We start from the raw sequence: 21083 nt of genomic DNA on the forward strand, positions 1-21083 counted from the left end.
CGTATGAATCTAGCACTATCATCGTAAATATATGAAAAACTTTTACATTACAACCATTACATTATAACATACAGCCACTGTCTTTCAACAGAGAGCATTTAAATATTAGGAGAGGAAATTTCCTCTAGTTCCGTAAGTCTTGTTAGAATCCACTGAGATTGTGTGTTTTCAACCTGGTCTTTTAACTCTTCTTCAAGGATTGCATCGGCAAACATCCCTGCCGTGTAGTAAGCATACACCGAAGCGATTGCTTTTGGTTCCTCCTCAATTGTAAATGGATAGAGAAGAAAGGTATGCCTTTTCAATAATTCTTGAGCGTGCTGAAATAGCGTAGGATTCGTTTGTGCCAGAAGATCATCCAAAGAGTCTGTGACCATCTTAAAGAAATCAGACTCGAACACATCTTCCAAAGAGGAAGGAGACACCTGCTCCTCCACCCCAAACTTCGCTACAACTACTTCTTTATCCATTCCATGCTCCCTTAAAACATTTAAGATCATTGTTTGCAGAAATGGGTGGGCGGCTGAATCCTTTAAAACTGATTGCAACTCCCCAATGAATGGTTGAATGTTACGATGAACCAACTGTGCCACGATCAACGTCTGCTCTTCCAGGCTCTTTTCGGATAAGATAGACGAGTGATCCACTTCTGATGCTTCTTCAGGAATTGTCGCTTTTCCGTTCATTACTTTTTCACTGAATTGTAGAAGCTTCCTGAAATGTTCTTCCTTTTCAAAGGGCACTTCTTTTTCATCAAACAGGGCGTTGATCGTGTCGACCACTTCTCCGTGCTGATGAAGCTGGATAAGAATCATCAAATACATATCAACGACCTCGAAGTAGTCCCCGATCCCTTCTAGGAGCATCTCTTTACATATGTATCCTGCTTTGTCATACTGCTTGCTTTCATAAAGAGATAGCACGAGTGCAGTATTAATATCGGGATTATCAGGTTCTAATTCATAGGCTTGCGTGAGCAACTGAGAGGATTCATGAACCTCTCCTTTCTCAAGTGCCTGCACACCCTTTTCCAGCAGCCGATCCTTCAATCCTGGAAACTGTACGATTTTTCCTTTTCCTTCATGGTTTCCCTTAGTCATTAAACGTACCTGCCTATACTTTTTAGTTGCTTTTAGTTTAGCACGATATCTTTTGGATAACAAAAAAAGCCTACCCTTTTCAGGTAAGCTTTGTGTATGTAGGATATATGGCGTCCCAGGAGAGATTCGAACTCCCGACCGACGGCTTAGAAGGCCGTTGCTCTATCCTGCTGAGCTACTGGGACGTAATTTGTTTTTCAAGGACAATATTTATTATATTCACATAGCATCAATAAGTCAACAGATTTTCAAAAAAAGTTTTATTTAATTTTTTCAGGGTCGTTATTTCTATCTGTAATAGTGGAAGAGAACCCGCCGCGGCAGGCTCTCACAATGATTTTACAATTGAAAGGATTGAGTCAATTCGTCCAGAACTACATGATTATGAGTTAAGAAAGTTACCTTTATTTCCTGATCATTTGCTTCCACCAATGCATAGGTTCGTTCTCTCCTGCCTCTTGGCAAAAGGATGCTTCCCGGATTCAAGAACAATGTGCCATTATTCAATTCTGCACCGAGTGTATGAGAATGGCCAAAGAAAACAAATTGTGCTCCAACTTCTTCAGCTTTATAACGCAGCTTCATCAGTGACATTTTAATCCCATAAAGATGACCGTGCGTCACCATGATTGAATGGCCCTCTACCTTTTCAACAAGGTCTTCGGGTAGCCTGGCATCCATATCACAGTTGCCCCTCACAACCAGATAGGGGGATAAAGACTGGTCATCTGCACTTAATTCGGAATCTCCGCAGTGTACCATGGCATCTACTGTAGATTGATATTTCTCTGATAGTTCCAATAGCTCTTCTTTTGATCCGTGACTATCACTTACGACCAATAGTTTCATTCTACTCACCCTTTAAATAAAGTCTGAGATTATGTTCTTGAGTTTTTTTAATGCATTCCCACGATGGCTGATTTGACTCTTCTCGTCTTGTGTTAGTTCAGCCATGGATTTTCGAAGAGTAGGAACGTAGAAAATCGGATCGTACCCAAACCCATTCATTCCTCTTTTTTCTTGCAAAATCATGCCTTCGCATGTCCCTTTGACGGTTTTAGTTTCCCTATTTGGCCCGGCAATTGCCAAAACACAGTGAAAACGTGCGGTACGGTCGGATTCTTCAACATATTCAAGTTCATTTAATACCTTCTCTATGTTCGCCTCGTCACTCTTCTCTTTACCCGCATAACGTGCAGAATACACCCCCGGGCGACCTTCCAAGGCGTCGATGGCCAATCCGGAATCATCAGCAATCACCAATTCTCCTAATTCCTGCGCAACCGTTTCAGCCTTTAGTATAGCATTTTCCTCGAACGTTTCACCGGTTTCTTCAACATCTTCAATCTGAGGAAGGTCTAGTAATGTTTGTACCTCATATCCGTATGGAGCAAACATATGTTGAAATTCTTTTGCTTTTCCCCTGTTTTTCGTGGCTATGATCACTCGTTTTGTCATCTACAATCTCATCCCTTTATTGAAATCTTTTTACTATTTCACCTAATGATTGCTGCTGAATTTGGAATAGCTCGTGGATTCCTTCTTGTCCAAGTTTTAACAGTTGATGCAATTGGTCCATTGTAAAGGTTGCTTCTTCCCCTGTTCCCTGCAGCTCTACAAATTCGCCTTCACCCGTCATGATGATGTTCATATCCACTAATGCGCTGCTATCTTCAATATAATTCAAATCAAGAACCGCCCCGTGCTCTTCAACAATCCCCACACTTGTGGCTGCCAAGAAACTTTTCAGTGGAAAAGAAGAGATTTTTTTATTGTCTTGGAGCTTAGCCACTGCGATTGCCGTGGCAACGAAAGCTCCTGTGATCGAAGCCGTTCTTGTCCCGCCGTCTGCTTGAATGACATCACAATCAATCCAGATTGTACGTTCTCCTAATGCGTCCAAATCGACTACAGATCTTAACGCCCTTCCAATAAGACGTTGAATTTCCATTGTTCTTCCTGAAACCTTCCCTTTAGAAGATTCACGAATGTTTCTCGTTTCCGTTGCTCTTGGCAACATGGAATATTCAGCCGTGATCCACCCTTTTCCACTGTTTCTCATAAAAGGAGGCACTCGTTCTTCGATGCTGGCATTACAAATGACCTTCGTTTCTCCAACCGTTATGAGGACGGAACCTTCCGGATGTTTCACATAATCTGTCTCGATCTCAATATTCCGCAATTGATTCTTTTCTCTACCATCTGTTCTCATATCATTACCTCCTGTATTTTCGTAAGTTATGTAAAAACGGTCTAATCAAAAATAGAAGAGGCGGCATTATGCCAACCTCTTTTCGGGTGTTTCTATAATAGTATATCAAAAAATTGTATTTTAAAAACTAATTGTATTCACATTTTCTGGTCTTGTCACTGGTTCTGTAATGGTTTCGCCATCTTTAGACACTACCGTTGCTTCACCATTCACTAAAACAGAGACTCCTTTAATTCCTTTTTGCTCTGTCAATGAAAGAACCAGAGAATTTAACATATGTTCAGAAACCATTTTTTCTTCAAGACTTCCATAGACCGCTTCGTTAAAGTTCAAAGTAACGGTTCCGTCTTCAAGCTTCGGATCGTCTAATAGTTTAGCACCTGTAAAATCACTTGCAAGCGAAGAGGAATACCCTGGTCCATCAATCAATTCATTCACAACTGCCGTGACTTCATCAACAGAGTTTGAGCTCACACGCTTGGTAACAGGTACGTAATAAGATTTATCATCGGTTTGAGACACATAATACACCGTTAACGGTTTTGTGCTCGTAGGATCCACCACACCGGAAGTATCCACGTTAATACCGACTTTCCTCGTTAATCCTTTTTCATCAATCGGTGTTCCGTTAACAGGCATTTCAGTCAGTGGATATCCGTTCACTCTAAGCTCTACTTTTTCAACAGAATCAAATTGAGTAAGCGTCCATGTAACCGACTGAAGAATTCTCTGCTCATCTTCAGGCTGGTAGTTATTGAACTCCTGAGAGAAATCGGCAATGGCCGTGCCTTCTTTAATATCGACCGTCACTTGCGTATCTGCCGGAAGCACGGCTCTAAACCCATTCGGCAGCACATTTTCAACCGGTCCATTTTTGACCAGATACTCAATAGCTTGTTTAGCTACACTTTCTTCACCTGGAAGCGGGAGTGATTGTGAGACAACATATCCATTTTTATCGATCAAATAAAGTTCTGTCATGACCGTTTCAGCATTAGCTTCTTCTTCCTTGTTCACCTCTTTTTCTGCCTCTTCTCCTTTAGCCGTATCCACTTTCTCCCCTTCTTTTAAGTAGGATAGGTCTTGAGGAGGATCGATTTTCTCTTTATCATCACCGAAACTAAGTAATCCACAACCTGAAAGATATACAGAAGAAGCTAAAACCGATACAGCAATTGACACCTTTGCTTTCTTTGCCATTGGGAAACCTCCTAAAAGACAGTTTGTACTAACATATATACGAGCCCGCTCTACAAAATAGACCGAAACTTTTTGAAAATAAAAGAACCACCCGATCACAAGATACTAATCCTGTAATCGAATGGTTTCTGCTTTCACTTTTCCAACTGTCAGCCAATCGGAGGCAATGCGTGAAAAGATGGCCGAAGATCCTGTGTTGAAAAAGCGGTGTTCAGGCTTTTGTACTCCCCTGTATAGGAGATTGTAATAATCAAGAATCGTACTTACTTCCCGTGCCGTTTCATCTCCAGAGCTTATCACACTAATTTCCGGACCCATGTAGGCTTTGATCTTAGGCTGTAATAGCGGGTAGTGGGTGCACCCCAGAATCAACGTATCAATTTCCGTATCTTTAATAGGGCGGAGAGTCTCTTCCACTAGTTCGTCCGCCATGGAGCTATTGTATTCTCCACTCTCTACTAAAGGGACAAATTTCGGACAGGCCAGTGACGTGACGTCTAAGCTACCGTGCAGGGAGTGGAGCGCTTCTACATAGGCACCGCTATTAATCGTCCCCACTGTTCCAAGGACACCGATTCTCTTATTATGAGTATGCTTGATTGCCGCTCTGGCCCCAGGGTGAATGACGCCTATAACCGGGATATCCAAATGGGTTTGAATTTCATCCAGCACAACCGCAGTGGCAGTATTACAGGCGATGATCAGCATTTTCATATCATATTGCATTAGATATTGGGTCATTTCCCATGTGAATGTTTTCACTTCTTGAGCTGTTCTGGGTCCGTAGGGACAACGGGCTGTGTCACCAAGATAGTAGATGGTCTCTTTCGGTAACTGACGCATCACTTCTCTGGCAACGGTAAGCCCCCCTACCCCAGAATCAATGATGCCAATTGGTTGAATCACGTTATTCCCTCATTCTGGTTTCATTTCTTGATGAAGCTTCGCTAAATTTCCCTTTAATAATAACACTTCTTGTTCGGAGAAATCCGTCAGGACACTCTGTAAATAATTTTGCCTCTTATTGATTACTTCTTCAATAATTCTTTCGCCCTCTTTTAGCATATGAATCCGGACGACCCTGCGATCATTTTCATCCTTCACGCGTTCCACCAACTGATTTTTTTCCATTCTATCAACGAGATCGGTTGTGGTACTGCAGGCAAGGTACATTTTATTCGAAAGATCACCAATGGTCATATCACCATATTCAAATAACCACTGCAGCGCGATGAACTGCGGCGGAGTGATGGTGTATTGACTTAATATTTCCCTTCCTTTTTGCTTAATGATCGATGATATGTAGCGCAGGTCTTTCTCTATATCTGCAACAACTTGTAATTCTCCAATGATTTCTTTAGAATTCGTCATGATTACTCTCCTTTTAAAATCAGAAACTGGACATGTACTCCTTATTGAAAACGGGAATCGATAACATAAGACCTTCCTGTTTTTAGCTTCTATTATATTATGGGACAAAAGCGACCTTTCTTTCAGCCTAGACTTCCCCTACTAGCATTTTCGCTCTTTTTTTGTAAAAATTCAAGACAAGTTCGCAAATGGTTCAGAACTAAAAGAGACTGACTCTCATTCAAACATTAATAGGTATCCGCGGAAGACCCGTTAATTGTTTGCCATTAGAATCAGTCCCTTACATTTAAAGCTTGAGTTCCCCCATGCGAAGAAGCTCTACAACAGCTTGAGATCGCCCCTTCACTCCAAGCTTTTGCATGGCGTTGGAAATATGATTTCGAACTGTTTTCTCGCTAATAAATAGATCACTAGCAATTTCTTTAGTTGTTTTGTCTTGAACTAACAGTTCGAATACTTCTTTTTCTCTTTTGGTGAGCAACGGTTTGTGTGTAAAATCATTGTCCTTCAATTATGGTAACCCTCCTTGCCTTCGCCAGCTTTAAACCGCGGGGATGGGTATTGTCGGTCGTCAGAATATCATATGTGAAGGGAGGGTTTAGAGTGACATAGAGGATGAAGTTAAATGAAAAATAGGCAACGGTTTTAATACACACTACTATGGGCTAAGAAACCGCCCTTTTGCAGTCTAGCTTCGCCTTCATTTCTTCCGTCCAAGGGACACCTTTTCCAGTCTGTTTTGATATTTGGACCATGGTTCCTCTACCTGTAAAGCAAACCTCCTCTTTTTCATTCAGACCCATATAGTGTAAATCCACTGAAGAATTCCCCACACTATTCGCCTTTACACACACCTTGAGCTGTTCGTCGAAGAATACTTGTTTGACGAAATCACATTGTAAATCTGCAACGACAGGAATCGTATCGTGTTCAGGTTTTACCCAATTTTGCATAAACCCTTTGTGTTTAAAAAATTCGATTCTAGCTTCTTCGAAATAAGTGAATGGAATTGTATTGTTCATATGTCCAAACATATCAGTCTCGGAAAACCGAACCTTTATATGGATTGAAAACGAAAATTCTTTTTGCCATGTTTCTATATCTTCAATATATGTAAAATGTTTCAAATTGGCTCCTCCTTTTTGGGAATGAATATAGGATAAGAAAATGAATCACCATTCATTATTTATTATAGTCTTTTTCTGAAAGATAAGAAACCTTTAAAGACAAAAAAAGCACTCCCCCGGAGGAAAGTGCATTTTTGACTTGTAAGATTAATCAACCATATGGTCGCTTCCGAAGAAGTTTTTAAACATTTGGAAAGTTGTCTCTCTGTTCAGTGCTGCAATCGAAGTCGTTAGAGGAATCCCCTTTGGACATGATTGAACACAGTTTTGAGAGTTCCCACAGTTTGCAAGGCCTCCGTCGCCCATGATCGATTCAAGACGCTCATCCTGGTTCATGGCACCCGTTGGATGCGCATTGAACAAACGGACCTGTGATAATGGAGCAGGACCGATGAAGTCCGATTTACTGTTTACGTTAGGACATGCTTCCAAACAAACACCACATGTCATACATTTAGATAATTCATACGCCCACTGACGTTTTTTCTCCGGCATACGCGGTCCGGGACCAAGATCGTATGTTCCATCAATCGGAATCCATGCTTTTACTTTCTTTAAGCTGTCGAACATGCGACTGCGGTCTACCTGCAGGTCACGAACAACAGGGAAAGTACGCATAGGCTCCAAGCGGATCGGTTGTTCCAATTGATCAACTAAAGCGGTACAAGACTGTCTTGGTTTCCCGTTGATCACCATTGAACAAGCTCCACACACTTCTTCCAAACAGTTCATATCCCAGTTAATCGGAGTAGTTTGTTCCCCTTTTGCATTGACCGGATTACGACGGATTTCCATCAATGCAGAAATAACGTTCATATTCGGACGGTAATCAAGCTCGAACTCTTCTTGGAAAGGGGCTGTTTCCGGGCCATCTTGACGAGTAATGATAAAACGGACTCTTTTGTTTTCACTCATCATTTATTTCCCCCTTTTTTCTTAGAATAGTCACGCTTCCGTGGTGCTATCAGTGAAGTATCTACTTCCTCGTAATGGAATTCAGGTGAATTCGTTGCAGCATTATATTTAGCCATGGTTGTTTTCAGGAATTCTTCATCATTACGTTCAGGGAAATCAGGTTTATAGTGAGCTCCACGGCTCTCGTTACGATTTAAAGCTCCGATTGTAATAACACGGGCCAGTTGCAGCATGTTCCACAATTGACGTGTGAATGTTGCCCCTTGATTGCTCCATTTAGCCGTGTCATTGATATTGATGTTTTGGTAACGTTCCATTAATTCCTGGATCTTTTCATCTGTTTGTTTCAGCTTATCGTTATGACGTACAACGGTCACGTTATCCGTCATCCACTCACCAAGTTCTTTATGAATGACATAGGCGTTCTCAGTACCATTCATGGACATGATTTTGTTCCATTTTTCTTCTTCCTGTTTTACATAGCGGTCGAATAAAGAAGAAGGTACGGACTCAACTGTTTTCTCAAGCCCTGCAATATATTTAATAGCATTAGGACCTGCAACCATACCACCATATATAGCGGATAGTAAAGAGTTCGCTCCTAAACGGTTACCTCCATGCTGTGAATAATCACACTCACCAGCAGCGAATAAACCAGGGATATTGGTCATTTGATCATAATCCACCCATAGTCCACCCATTGAATAGTGAACCGCAGGGAAGATTTTCATAGGTACTTTACGCGGGTCATCTCCCATGAACTTCTCATAGATTTCGATGATTCCGCCAAGCTTAATATCAAGCTCTTTTGAATCTTTATGAGATAAATCCAGGTAAACCATGTTTTCACCGTTAATCCCAAGCTTTTGGTTTACGCACACATCAAAGATTTCACGTGTTGCGATATCACGGGGTACAAGGTTTCCGTATGCAGGATACTTCTCCTCAAGGAAATACCACGGCTTTCCATCTTTATATGTCCAGACACGTCCACCTTCACCACGGGCCGATTCGCTCATGAGGCGAAGCTTATCATCCCCTGGAATGGCTGTCGGGTGTATTTGAATGAACTCACCATTTGCATAGTAAGCACCTTGTTGATATACGATTGATGCGGCTGAACCTGTATTGATAACAGAGTTTGTGGATTTACCGAAGATAATTCCAGGTCCTCCTGTTGCCATGATCACTGCATCAGCTGCGAATGATTTAATTTCCATCGTTTGAAGATTTTGAGCAACGATTCCTCTTGCCACTCCTTCGTCATCCACGACAACGCCAAGGAATTCCCAACCTTCGAACTTATTCACTAGCCCTGCTACTTCATGACGACGAACCTGCTCGTCCAACGCATACAATAATTGTTGACCAGTCGTAGCACCAGCGAAAGCTGTTCTATGATGCTGCGTTCCACCGAAACGACGGAAATCCAGTAATCCTTCCGGTGTACGATTAAACATTACTCCCATACGATCGAGTAAATGAATAATCCCCGGTGCCGCTTCAGTCATTGCTTTAACAGGCGGTTGGTTCGCTAAGAAATCCCCACCATACACTGTATCATCAAAATGTTCCCAAGGAGAGTCTCCTTCTCCCTTGGTATTAACGGCTCCGTTAATACCACCTTGTGCACATACAGAGTGAGAACGCTTAACGGGTACCAGTGAGAATAAATCTACTTGCGTTCCTTTTTCTGCTGCTTTAATTGTGGCCATCAGGCCGGCTAAACCGCCACCGACAACGATGATTTTGCCATTACTCATCGTGACTCACTCCTTTTCCTACCATACTTCAGAGCATTTATTTAATCTATTAGACTCGTATCTATTTCTTCTTATACGAAGGCAAAAATTGCACGCATACCGACAACCGATAACGCTACAAAGATTCCGATCGTAACATATGTAGCAATTAATTGAGAACGAGGTGAAACTGTAATTCCCCAGCTCACGCAGAATGACCATAAACCATTCGCAAAGTGGAAGATCGTTGAAAGAACACCCAGCACATAAAATCCTAGCATAAATGGATTAGATAAGATGTTTTCCATCATTTGAAAGTTCACTTCAGCCCCAAATGCTGCTGCTACTCTTGTTTCCCATACATGCCAAGTAACAAAAATAAATGTGATTACTCCAGACACACGTTGAAGTAAAAACATCCAGTTACGGAAATAGCCAAACTTACTTGCATTGTTCTTAGAAGTGAATGCAATGTAAATTCCGTAGATTGCATGGAAATACAATGGAAGGAAGATGATAAAAATTTCAAGGATATAACGGAAAGGTAGACTTTCCATGAAGTGTGCCGCCTGGTTAAATGATTCTTCCCCGCCAGTGGCAAAATGGTTCACGACTAAATGTTGTGTTAAAAATAATCCAACTGGAATAACACCTAGCAATGAATGAAGCCTGCGATAATTAAATTCTCGATTTCCAGCCATGATTTACCCCCCTTAATGATAAAATATGAATTCGTTTTCTAATACATTTTTAAGAATGACTAGACGACGATACATATTTTATATTGTAACAATAATGTGACATGTTCATTTTACTCCCAAGGAGTGGAAGCGTCAAGAAAACGTATACATAATTTCGACAATACCGCAAAAATATTTTCAATTTATTGATAACAGAAAAGATGAGGTATCGCCCCATTAAATGTTCGAAAATTCAAATAAATATCAAATAAAAATTATATCACCAAAATATCCCAAGGTCATTTTTTCGAGGTATGGGATGATAAATCCCCTTTTCATGTATATAATAGTTTTATAGAAAGAGGGGATTTACTTGGAACAGAAAAAAGAAGAAGTACATCAACCGTCCGTTCCAATCTTCGGATATGAAATGTTACGTGACATATTGATTCCAGAAATTTTAGGAAAGCATACACCCGATATACTATATTGGGGTGGAAAACAGCTCTCTCGGAAATTTCCCCTTCAGTCATTAGAGGAACTGATATCGTTTTTCGCTGAAGCCGGCTGGGGAACTCTTGCACTGCTGGAACAAAAAAAGAATGAGATGACCTTTGAAATAAGCGGACCGGTGCTGGAACGACGCATTGCCTTAAAGTCGGATGTAACATTTAAACTGGAAACGGGCTTTCTGGCCGAACAAGTACAGTTACAAAAGAAATGTGTGGCAGAAGCTGCCGACGAACTACATAAACGGAGTCATTCAGTGAAAGTGATTGTAAGATGGGACGAGAAAGATAAAGTAGAATAGTCCTTACCGTCATCCTTTTTCATACTCTAATAAAGGGTTGCCCTTCAATTGATGGGGCAACCCTTTTTCTGTTGTCCCGCTCTCTGCTCCTTTAATATTATAACGTGATTTCTTCCATCTTCACCGCGTCCAGATTAAATGCAGTATGTAGGACACCTGCTGCTTTTTGCATATTTTTCTCGTCTACGACTGCAGATACTTTGATTTCAGACGTGCTGACCATTTTCACCACGATGTCATTTTGAGCTAACACTTCGAACATTTCCGCTGCCACACCTGGATTTGAGATCATACCCGAGCCAACGATCGATACTTTTGCAAGCTCACTTTCATTCTCTACATGGGTGAAGCCTAATTGTTCTTTGTTTCGTTCCAGAACAGCAAGGGTTTCCTCCAGGTCTTGTTCTTTAATAGAGAATGATAAATTGGTCGTATTCTGATCGGTCTGACTTTGAATAATAATATCTACATTCAGATGATTTTTGGCTAAAGTGGTAAACACAGAAGAGAGTCCCGTTAATGCGTTTCCTAGACCAAATACAGTTACACGCGTAATTTCAGCTTCAAATGCTACGCCTCTCACAATCAGGTTTTGTTCCATGCTTGCTTCCTCCTCAATATAGGTTCCTTCAACTTTTTCAATACTGGATCTGACCTCTAACGGAATTTGATAATTCTTGGCAAATTCCACTGCCCGTGGATGCAGGACTCCAGCCCCTAAATTAGCCAGTTCCAACATTTCATCATAAGAAATGGACGGTAACTTCCTTGCTCCATTAATATAACGCGGGTCCGTTGTGTACACCCCGTCTACATCTGTATAAATATCACATCGCTCTGCTTTCAGGGCAGCTGCAATCGCAACGGCGGTTGTATCTGATCCACCACGACCGAGAGTTGTAATTTCCCCCGCTTCTGTCATCCCCTGGAATCCCGCTACGATCACAACTCTTCCCGATTGAAGGTGACTAAACATCTTTTCAGTATGAATATTGGTGATCCTCGCATTGCTGTGAACGGATTCCGTCTCGATCCCGGCCTGCCAGCCTGTGAATGAGATGGCATCGTGTCCAGATTGAATCAGTGCCATCGTGAGGAGCGAAATGGTGACTTGCTCTCCTGTAGAAAGAAGCATATCCATTTCTCTCTTACTTGGTTGTGATGTAATTTCCCTTGCCAATCCAACGAGTGTATCCGTCGTTTTCCCCATGGCAGATACCACAACCACAACATCATTCCCTCTTTCTTTTTCTTCTGCGATTCTTGACGCAACATTTTGAATTCTTTCTACAGAACCTACTGAAGTCCCACCGAATTTTTGAACAATAATACTCACAACTTCTCCCTCTTTCTCATTGAGCGCATCGTTACGACTCATTTTTTGATGGTGAAGAGTACAATCACAATCATCCTAAACGTTCATGGAACAGGTTCATCACCTGCGCTGGATAATAAAAAAAGCAATGAGAATAATATCTCATTGCTTTATGAACATACAGCAGAACATACTAAATAGGTTCATGGGCATTGTGAGATAGCTCTCCAAGATTAAATCATCTTGACAATCCTACATTTCTTAAACGTAGAACCAGCGGAATCAGCATGAGACCAAAACCACTTCGGCGAATCTCCCCTTTCCAGGCATCTCAACAGAGCTCATACTCCTCTTTACCTGTACTTTTGAAGTTCGCACCTCTATCACCACTTTAAAAAGTGATAATGTTATAAATTTTCGTTAATTATAGCATATAAGAATTTGTGATTCAATGCACATCTATAAAATAAAATCATATTATTATTGATTTACGTCGTAGATTTTGTTGCTAATTTGCAGGAGCGAGTAGTGGTTGATTTCCGCTCCTGATGCTCGCTTTCCGCGGGGCGTGAGTTGAGAACCTTCCGCTACAATCAACTATCATAGTCAACAAGTTACTTCGAAACCATTATAAAAACAACACTCTTTTAAATATGAGCTCAATCAAAAGAAACCACATACTTCCTTGTTTCTACTATTACCTACTTCAATTTTTCAACTAATACCTTAGCAACAGCTTCCGGAATCCCTATCTCAATAAACTCCTCCACCGTTGCTTCTTTCATTTTCTTCATGGAGCCAAAGTGTTTTAAAAGCTGCTTCTTCCGCTTCGGTCCTATGCCGTCAATGTCGTCAAGGGTGGACTGGAAGGCGCTTTTACCTCTGAGCTGTCTGTGGAACGTGATGGCAAATCGGTGGACTTCATCCTGGATCCGTTGCAGCAAGTAGAATTCCTGGCTTCTCTTTTCAAGAGGGACAATTTGTAAAGGATTCCCATACAGCAGTTCCGACGTCTGATGCTTATCGTCTTTCGCAAGGCCGCCAAGTGGGATATCCAACCCCAATTCATTCTCAATGACATCCCTCGCCGCTTCGATCTGCCCTTTTCCCCCATCGATGATAATGAGATCCGGTAAAGGAAGACCATCCTTTAAAACTCTCGTATACCGTCTACGTACGACCTCCCGCATGGAATCATAATCATCAGGGCCTTTCACGGTTTTAATCTTATACTTTCGATACTCTTTCTTCGCCGGCTTCCCGTCAAGGAATACGATCATCGCAGACACAGGGTCCGAACCCTGGATATTCGAGTTATCAAATGCTTCAATCCGGAAAGGAGTATAAATGCCCATATGCTCCCCAAGACGTTCTATCGCTTTAATCGTCCGATCTTCATCTCTTTCAATCAGAGCGAACTTTTCTTCAAGTGCCTGTTTCGCATTCTTTTCGGCAAGCTTGACCAACTCTTTCTTCTTTCCCCGTTTAGGCTTGGTGATTTTCACCTCTATCAGCTTAGCCGCCAATTCTTCATCAATCTCCTCAGGCAAGAAAAGTTCCTTCGGCTTAAAATGATTGGATTTCGAATAAAACTGACCTAAGAACGTCAGAAATTCGTCCTCGGGTTCATTGTAGAGAGGGAAGAGGGACACATCCCTTTCAATGAGCTTTCCTTGACGCACAAAGAATACTTGTACACACATCCAGCCTTTATCAACGGAATATCCGAACACATCCCGATCAGTGAAATCGGTCGTGGTCATCTTTTGCTTTTCCATTGTCGCTTCAATGTGAAGGATTTGATCACGAAATTCCTTCGCTCTCTCAAACTCAAGATTCTCTGCCGCTTCATTCATTTTCACCGTTAATTGATTCTTGATATCTTTGTACCCACCATTCAGGAACCTGGAAATTTCGTCAGTCATTTCTCTATATGTGTCTTTGCCTACTTCTTTAATACAAGGAGCCAGACATTGACCCAAATGATAATACAAGCAGGCCCGGTCAGGAAGGGTAGTGCATTTTCGTAACGGATACAGACGATCCAGAAGTTTTTTTGTTTCATTAGCTGCTCCTGCGTTGGGATATGGACCAAAATACCGGCCTTTCCCCCTTTGGACTTTGCGGGTAGTAATAAGTCTTGGGTGTCTTTCGTTCGTAAGCTTGATAAACGGATAGCTTTTATCGTCCTTTAACATAACATTATATTTGGGGTCATATTTTTTGATTAGGTTCATTTCAAGCACAAGGGCTTCCAGATCAGAAGAGGTCATGATGTATTCGAAGTCCTCAATTTCACCTACCAACCGTTGAGTCTTGGCATCATGGGAACCGGTAAAATAAGAGCGCACACGATTCTTCAATACTTTTGCTTTACCCACATAAATAATCGTACCTTGTCTGTCTTTCATCAAATAACATCCCGGTTGATCCGGTAATAGAGCTAATTTATTCGTAATGGTAGGGTTCATCGTCTCTCTCCCTTCTTGTTTGCCCAGTTATAGACGGTTTTTGTAGAATAAACAGGATCGGATTGTTCCTGTGAATTTTTTTATCACTTTGGTATCCTGAAGAAATTCATTGGGGTAAAAGGCAGTTCTTTTTTATTGTTTGTCACTTTTTTATGTTTTTCCGTTTCTTCATATAAAAACCAACTCAGTCTGGAATTCCTTCTTAGCCTATTGTAAGGCTTTCAAAGAATGGATTCCAATCAAAAGTTGGTTTAAGGGTTTAACATTTATCTGATTTTTTATTGCCTTAAAGACTTGCGGCTTGGTCAAAGGCAAAAAGTATCAGGGCTGGTTGACCAGGATACAGCTGTCTGATAGATATTTTAATACATTAAAACACCGGAGCTCACAAATAAGGCCCCGGTGTATATAAAAGTATCTTATACGTGTTTGTTTAATAGTTCAGCAAGTGCTTCCTTAGGTTGGAAACCGATTACTTTGTCTACAACTTCGCCGTCTTTAAGGACAACTAAAGTCGGGATACTCATAACCCCGTATTTACCTGCTGTTTCCTGGTTTTCATCAACGTCAACTTTGACGATTTTTACTTTGTCGCCCATTTCTCCATCTAATTCTTCCAAAACTGGAGCGATCATTTTACAAGGTCCACACCAAGGTGCCCAGAAATCCGCTAATACCAGTCCGGAATTTGTTTCAGTTGAGAATGATTGATCAGTTGCATGTGTAATTGCCATTTATATGCGCCTCCTAAAATCTTTGAATGTAACGCTAGTATATCACCGTTTTTTTTGTGATGCTATTAATCTGCTCGTAGGTAATATTCCCTTCAGATAACGGAATATACAGGGAAGAAAAATAAGGAGCAGCCATCTGGCTGCATCCTTATTTTCACTACATACTATGCTCATACCCTTTAGACGCTACTTGAAACGTGAATTTGAATTAAGAAGAAGATACTTTAAGCTTTTTAAACTCTTCAGTCAGCATCGGTACCACCTCGAACAGGTCACCCACGATTCCATAATCCGCTACGTTAAAGATGTTCGCTTCAGGATCTTTGTTGATCGCAACGATGACTTTTGAATTCGACATACCCGCTAAATGCTGGATAGCTCCAGAAATACCACATGCAATATATAGGTCAGGCGTTACAACTTTTCCGGTTTGACCAATTTGCAGGGAATAGTCACAATAGTCGGCATCACATGCTCCACGTGATGCTCCTACAGCTCCACCAAGAACATCCGCCAGATCTTTAAGAGGATTGAATCCATCTTCACTTTTCACTCCGCGTCCGCCTGCGATGATGACTTTCGCTTCAGACAGGTCCACACCTTCGCTTGCTTTACGTACGACTTCTTTAATGATTGTTCGTAAGTCTTTAATATCAACGGAAAGGGAAGAAACTTCTCCTGTACGTGACTCATCTTTCGCTAACGGCTCGATGTTATTTGGACGGATCGTCGCAAAAATCACACCGCCCGTCACAATTTTCTTTTCAAATGCTTTCCCTGAATAAATCGGTCTTGTGAAAACAAGGTTCCCGCCAGCTTCTTCAAGATCGGTTGCATCAGAAATCAATCCTGTGCTTAGCTTACTGGCCACTTTAGGGGACAAGTCTTTTCCAAGTGCAGTATGTCCGAAGATGATTCCTTCAGGCTTTTCTTGGTCGATAACCGATAGTACGGCTTGTGAATAGCCATCTGACGTATACTGCTCCAGTTTATCATCTTCCACAACCACTACTTTGTCCGCACCATATTGAATCATTTCATTACCTAAAGCGCTTACACTTTTGCCGATTAAAACGGCTACTACTTCTCCGCCTTCAGATACTGTTTTACCTGCCGCAATCGCTTCAAAGGAAACATTTCGTAATGATCCGTCCCTAACTTCTCCAAGTACTAATACTTTTCTCGCCATGTTAAATACCCCCTGAATGTTAGTTATTACTATGAGTTAGCCTTATATAACTTTTGCTTCATTGCGAAGAAGTGAAACAAGCTCTGATACTTGAGCATCCAATTCGCCTTCTAACACTTTACCTGCTTCCTTCTTCGGTGGAAGGTAGATTTCAATTGTTTTTGTTTTCGCTTCTACTTCATCTTCGTCTAAATCAATATCATCCAATTCCACTTCATCTAAAGGCTTTTTCTTCGCTTTCATGATTCCTGGAAGTGATGGATATCGTGGTTCATTCAATCCTTGCTGTGCCGTTACCAGTAAAGGTAGAGATGTTTCAATTACTTCTGAATCCCCTTCTACGTCACGTGTAACCGTTACTGTTCCGCCATCAATTTCTAATTTCGTAATGGTTGTTACATAAGGGATATCAAGCTGTTCAGCCACACGTGGTCCAACTTGTCCAGACCCACCGTCAATGGCAACATTACCTGCCAGAATTAAATCTACTTCCTGTTCTTTTAAATAGTGGGCAAGGATTTTGGCTGTAGTGAATTGATCACCATGATCAAGGTCATCCTCTGTGTTGATCAGGACTGCTTTATCTGCACCCATTGCCAGGGCTGTTCTCAGTTGCTTTTCACTTTCTTCTCCGCCAACTGTCACAACCGTCACTTCTCCACCATGTGCATCACGAACTTGAATAGCTTCTTCCACTGCATATTCATCGTAAGGATTTATGATAAATTCAGCTCCATCTTCAGCAATTTGACCGTTTTGGATCGAAATTTTCTCCTCGGTATCAAACGTTCTTTTCAAAAGTACATAGATGTTCATGCGTAAGCCCCTCCTAATAATGTAAACATTCTTTCCCTTAAAAAGATTTTGACAATTTAACCCCTTTGAACGGGCAGCTTGAACATTCAAGACTGCCCCTCAATAAGAGTTTACTATATTACAAGAATGTATTCTAGCCTTTAAAGTGCGGTTCTCTCTTTTCAACAAAAGCTGAAATACCCTCTTTGGCATCAGCGGATACAAAAATTTCACCGAAAAGATCCGATTCTCGCATTACACCTTCATAGAAACGATCATCTTTAGTATAACTTAACAGCTCAATGGCTGCTTTCATCGCCCCTGGGCTCTTCTTCGCTATCTTATCGGCCATTTCCTTCGCTTTATCGAAGAGCTGATCCTCAGGATATGCTTTATTGGCAAGTCCCCACTGTACAGCTTCTGTTCCGCTGATTGGCTCACTCGTTAATAGCATTTCTGCCGCTTTTGCTCTGCCTACCAATTTCGGCAAGCGCTGAGAGCCTGCAAATCCAGGTACAAGTCCTAACTGAAGCTCCGGTAGACCGAGCTTTGCATTTTCGCTGACCAATCTGATGTGACATCCCATTGCAAGCTCCAAACCTCCGCCTAGAGCTGCGCCATGGATTGCTGCAATAATCGGCTTTGAAAAGTTCTCCATCCGTTCAAAAACGTCCTGGCCTTTTTTCGCCAATTTAGAGAATTCTTCACCTGTTTCAATCGTTGTAAATTCTTTAATGTCAGCTCCAGCAGAGAAGAATCGTCCCTCACCCTTCAGTAAGATCACCCGTACTTCAGCGTTTTCTTCAAGCTCATCCAGAACTGCATCGATTTCTTTAATAAGTCCACTGGCTAAAGCATTAGCAGGAGGTCTTTGGATTAGAACCGTTGCTACCTTTCCCTCTAATGACCATGATAAACTTTCCATCTCTCATCCCCCTAAACTAATTTAGTTCCTGCCGCCACACCCATGAAGTAATAGTTTGTGAATAGCAGGGACTTGAGCTACTAAATCATATTTCTGATCGTTCATCACCCACGTTGTCACCATTTCATCTAAAGTCCCGAAGATCATTTGACGAGCCAGCCGGACATCCAGATCACTTGAAAATTCTCCTGATTCTACTCCGCTAATCAGAATTTTATCGACTAATTGCAGATATCCTTTTAATACATCGTTGATTTTCAAGCGAATTTCCTTATTGGATTGCCTGAGCTCCAGTTGTGTCACAATCGCTAGATGGTGATCATCCGACAGAATTTTACAATGATTTTCAATCATCACTAATAATTTCTCTGAAACTGTCTGTTTTCCTGCTATAACTTCCTCAATTTTTTCGACAAAGAGTACCATTTTTTCTTTAAACAACGAAATCAGGATATCTTCTTTATTTTTAAAATAGAGATAAATCGTTCCATCAGCGACTCCAGCCTGCTTCGCAATCTTAGATACTTGTGCCTGATGGTAACCATTTTCAGCTATAACGATAACAGCAGCATCGATAATTTGCTTGTATTTAGGTTTATTTCGTTTCATGAGTTCTTGACCTGCCTTAAGGAAATATGAATGACTGTTCATTCATATTTTTATAATAAAAGGTTTCTCTTTACTTGTCAAGAAGAGATGCCTTGTCCAATTTTACAACAAAAAGAAAAAGCCCAATGGTATTCATTTTAACTTGTTTTCTGTTCCTCTTCTACCTTTTGGCGCTCTTCTTCTACAAGTGCTCTGCGTAGTATTTTTCCAACAGCCGTTTTGGGAAGCTCTTTTCTAAATTCATAAATCCGGGGCACCTTGTAGGCAGCCAGGTATTTACGGGCAAATTCATTGAGTTCTTCCTCTGTCAGGACTTCTCCTTCTTTCAGGACCACATACGCCTTTACGGTTTCTCCTCTATACTCATCAGGAACGCCTGCAGCGACAACCTCTTGAATCGCAGGATGTTCATAAAGAACCTCTTCGATTTCACGAGGGTAAATATTAAAGCCACCTGCAATGATCATATCCTTTTTGCGATCCACAACATAGAAGTAACCTCTCTCATCCATATACCCCAAATCTCCGGTCAATAGCCAGCCATCCCTTAACGTTTGTTCGGTTTCCTCCGGTCGATTCCAGTAACCCTTCATCACTTGAGGACCTTTCACGACGATTTCACCCATTTCATTCGGTGGAAGCGGTTCTCCTGTTTCCAGTGAGAAGATGGCTGCATCCGTACTTGGCCAAGGAACTCCGACGCTTCCCTTTATTCTTTCTTTATCCCAAAGGAAATTGGAATGTGTGACAGGTGAAGATTCTGTCAATCCATAGCCCTCTACCAGCTTCCCGCCCGTAACGTCTTCGAATTGCTGCTGCACTTCAACAGGCAATGGGGCGCTTCCACTAAGGCATGAATCGATGGAGGATAAGTCATAATTCTTCAGTTCCGGATGATTCAGCAGACCGATATAGATGGTCGGTGCACCAGGAAAAAGGGTCGGTTTCTGCTTCTGAATGGTTTTCAAGGTTGTTTCCGGGTCAAATTTAGGGAGTAAGATCATTTTATATCCCTGCATGACGGATAATATCATAACGGCTGTCATACCGTACACATGAAAGAATGGTAGAATTCCAAGGACACGCTCTTCTCCTTTTTTACACTTATAAAGCCACGCATCACACATGGAAGCATTGGCGACAAGGTTCTTATGGGTAAGCATAACCCCTTTTGGGAAACCTGTCGTCCCGCCTGTGTACTGAAGAAGAGCCACATCGTTTTCAAAATCAAATTCCTGATTGGTACTCTCTGGTTTGGCTGTTTTCATGATCTCCGTAAATAAATGATTCTGTCCTGAATGGTCCACTTTCACAACAATGCCGTATTGTTTCTTCTGGATGAATGGGTAGATGAGATTCTTAGGAAATGGAAGGTAGTCTTTGATAGCGGTTACAATAATGTGCTCAAGTCCGGTATTCTTCATCACTTTTGACACTCTTGGATATAAAATATCCAATGTCAGGATCACCTTGGCACCTGAGTCCTTCATTTGGTATTCAATTTCCCTCTCCATATATAATGGATTGGTTTGTACGACCATTCCACCTGCGAAGAGAATGCCATAGTACGCGATTACGGATTGAGGAGTATTCGGCAGCATGATCGCAACCCGATCGTCTTTCTTAATTCCAAGCGTCTTAAGGTAATGAGCGAACTTGAGTGCGGATTCATGTAATTCTGTGTAGGTCAATTCCTTGCCCATAAATTGAATGGCAACTTTACTGCTATAAAGGGTAGCTGCCTCAGATAAATAGGACTGCAGTGGCTTTGCGATTAAATCGAGCTCCGTGGGAATCTCTGCTGGATATTCAGCAAACCATGGTTTATTCATTGTAATCCCTCCTTATGAATTGTTAGAAAATTTCTTCTATTCACTATTATATTAT

At 41.5% G+C, this 21083-nt stretch carries 21 protein-coding genes, 1 tRNA gene and 1 riboswitch; of the genes, 1 reads left to right on the top strand and 21 read right to left on the bottom strand.

Translation table 11 applies throughout. The features are described 5' to 3' along the window. Positions 1-98: 98 nt before the first annotated feature. From ACYH0O_RS17960 to ACYH0O_RS18020, 13 genes are all read right to left on the bottom strand, one after another. Entirely contained in the window at positions 99-1100 is a 1002-nt protein-coding gene (locus ACYH0O_RS17960) for a tetratricopeptide repeat protein (protein ID WP_482629756.1), read from the bottom strand. A gap of 108 nt (positions 1101-1208) precedes the next feature. Continuing rightward, positions 1209-1285: transfer RNA gene (locus tag ACYH0O_RS17965), tRNA-Arg, on the bottom strand. A 154-nt stretch (positions 1286-1439) separates the two neighbouring features. Further along, on the bottom strand, positions 1440-1949 hold the full coding sequence (locus ACYH0O_RS17970; RefSeq protein WP_482629757.1) for a metallophosphoesterase: 510 nt from the start codon (positions 1947-1949) through the stop codon (positions 1440-1442). Between the two features lie 12 nt (positions 1950-1961). Continuing rightward, positions 1962-2558, bottom strand: coding sequence for an XTP/dITP diphosphatase (locus ACYH0O_RS17975; RefSeq protein ID WP_482629758.1), 597 nt, complete (start codon positions 2556-2558; stop codon positions 1962-1964). 16 nt (positions 2559-2574) lie between these two features. Beyond that, complete coding sequence (rph, locus tag ACYH0O_RS17980; protein WP_149156257.1) at positions 2575-3312, bottom strand: ribonuclease PH; 738 nt, start codon at positions 3310-3312, stop codon at positions 2575-2577. Positions 3313-3432: 120 nt separating this feature from the next. After that, positions 3433-4512, bottom strand: coding sequence for a GerMN domain-containing protein (locus ACYH0O_RS17985; RefSeq protein WP_482629759.1), 1080 nt, complete (start codon positions 4510-4512; stop codon positions 3433-3435). 105 nt (positions 4513-4617) lie between these two features. Then, a complete protein-coding gene (gene racE / locus ACYH0O_RS17990) occupies positions 4618-5418 on the bottom strand; it encodes a glutamate racemase (protein WP_482629760.1) in 801 nt (266 codons plus the stop codon). A gap of 9 nt (positions 5419-5427) precedes the next feature. Continuing rightward, the gene (locus tag ACYH0O_RS17995) at positions 5428-5883 is read right to left on the bottom strand and encodes a MarR family winged helix-turn-helix transcriptional regulator (RefSeq protein ID WP_149156254.1); all 456 of its coding nucleotides are present in this window, start codon (positions 5881-5883) and stop codon (positions 5428-5430) included. Positions 5884-6169: 286 nt separating this feature from the next. Then, positions 6170-6394, bottom strand: a complete 225-nt coding sequence (locus ACYH0O_RS18000) for a helix-turn-helix domain-containing protein (protein WP_032087424.1) — start codon at positions 6392-6394, stop codon at positions 6170-6172. Between the two features lie 154 nt (positions 6395-6548). After that, positions 6549-7010, bottom strand: coding sequence for an acyl-CoA thioesterase (locus tag ACYH0O_RS18005; protein ID WP_426890800.1), 462 nt, complete (start codon positions 7008-7010; stop codon positions 6549-6551). Positions 7011-7157: 147 nt separating this feature from the next. Beyond that, on the bottom strand, positions 7158-7925 hold the full coding sequence (gene sdhB / locus ACYH0O_RS18010) for a succinate dehydrogenase iron-sulfur subunit (RefSeq protein ID WP_149156252.1): 768 nt from the start codon (positions 7923-7925) through the stop codon (positions 7158-7160). Then, on the bottom strand, positions 7925-9688 hold the full coding sequence (gene sdhA, locus ACYH0O_RS18015; protein WP_482629761.1) for a succinate dehydrogenase flavoprotein subunit: 1764 nt from the start codon (positions 9686-9688) through the stop codon (positions 7925-7927). The genes sdhB and sdhA overlap by 1 nt, the downstream gene beginning before the upstream one ends. Positions 9689-9759: 71 nt before the next feature. Next, positions 9760-10368, bottom strand: coding sequence for a succinate dehydrogenase cytochrome b558 subunit (locus tag ACYH0O_RS18020; RefSeq protein WP_148969863.1), 609 nt, complete (start codon positions 10366-10368; stop codon positions 9760-9762). Positions 10369-10720: 352 nt separating this feature from the next. Between ACYH0O_RS18020 and ACYH0O_RS18025 the strand changes: the two genes are divergently transcribed. Beyond that, on the top strand, positions 10721-11158 hold the full coding sequence (locus ACYH0O_RS18025) for a YslB family protein (RefSeq protein ID WP_482629762.1): 438 nt from the start codon (positions 10721-10723) through the stop codon (positions 11156-11158). 97 nt (positions 11159-11255) lie between these two features. On the opposite strand, the gene ACYH0O_RS18030 is transcribed toward ACYH0O_RS18025, so the two are convergent. The 8 genes from ACYH0O_RS18030 to ACYH0O_RS18065 all read right to left on the bottom strand — a co-directional run bounded on the left by ACYH0O_RS18030 (position 11256) and on the right by ACYH0O_RS18065 (position 21028). Next, a complete protein-coding gene (locus ACYH0O_RS18030; RefSeq protein WP_482629763.1) occupies positions 11256-12494 on the bottom strand; it encodes an aspartate kinase in 1239 nt (412 codons plus the stop codon). Positions 12495-12685: 191 nt separating this feature from the next. Continuing rightward, positions 12686-12864: riboswitch (Lysine riboswitch) on the bottom strand. Positions 12865-13174: 310 nt separating this feature from the next. Then, positions 13175-14944, bottom strand: a complete 1770-nt coding sequence (uvrC, locus tag ACYH0O_RS18035) for an excinuclease ABC subunit UvrC (protein ID WP_149156250.1) — start codon at positions 14942-14944, stop codon at positions 13175-13177. 419 nt (positions 14945-15363) lie between these two features. Beyond that, positions 15364-15678, bottom strand: coding sequence for a thioredoxin (gene trxA, locus ACYH0O_RS18040; RefSeq protein WP_148969866.1), 315 nt, complete (start codon positions 15676-15678; stop codon positions 15364-15366). A gap of 208 nt (positions 15679-15886) precedes the next feature. Next, a complete protein-coding gene (locus ACYH0O_RS18045) occupies positions 15887-16867 on the bottom strand; it encodes an electron transfer flavoprotein subunit alpha/FixB family protein (RefSeq protein WP_482629764.1) in 981 nt (326 codons plus the stop codon). Positions 16868-16909: 42 nt separating this feature from the next. Continuing rightward, positions 16910-17683 (bottom strand): electron transfer flavoprotein subunit beta/FixA family protein, encoded by a 774-nt coding sequence (locus tag ACYH0O_RS18050; RefSeq protein WP_149156248.1) that lies wholly within the window; start codon positions 17681-17683, stop codon positions 16910-16912. Between the two features lie 133 nt (positions 17684-17816). Next, entirely contained in the window at positions 17817-18587 is a 771-nt protein-coding gene (locus tag ACYH0O_RS18055; protein ID WP_149156247.1) for an enoyl-CoA hydratase, read from the bottom strand. Positions 18588-18608: 21 nt separating this feature from the next. Beyond that, positions 18609-19196: a TetR/AcrR family transcriptional regulator gene (locus ACYH0O_RS18060; RefSeq protein ID WP_374054444.1), complete on the bottom strand. Its 588-nt coding sequence runs from the start codon at positions 19194-19196 to the stop codon at positions 18609-18611. Between the two features lie 137 nt (positions 19197-19333). Continuing rightward, positions 19334-21028: a long-chain-fatty-acid--CoA ligase gene (locus ACYH0O_RS18065; RefSeq protein WP_482629765.1), complete on the bottom strand. Its 1695-nt coding sequence runs from the start codon at positions 21026-21028 to the stop codon at positions 19334-19336. Positions 21029-21083: the final 55 nt, after the last annotated feature.

The organism is Rossellomorea sp. H136 (assembly GCF_056838065.1).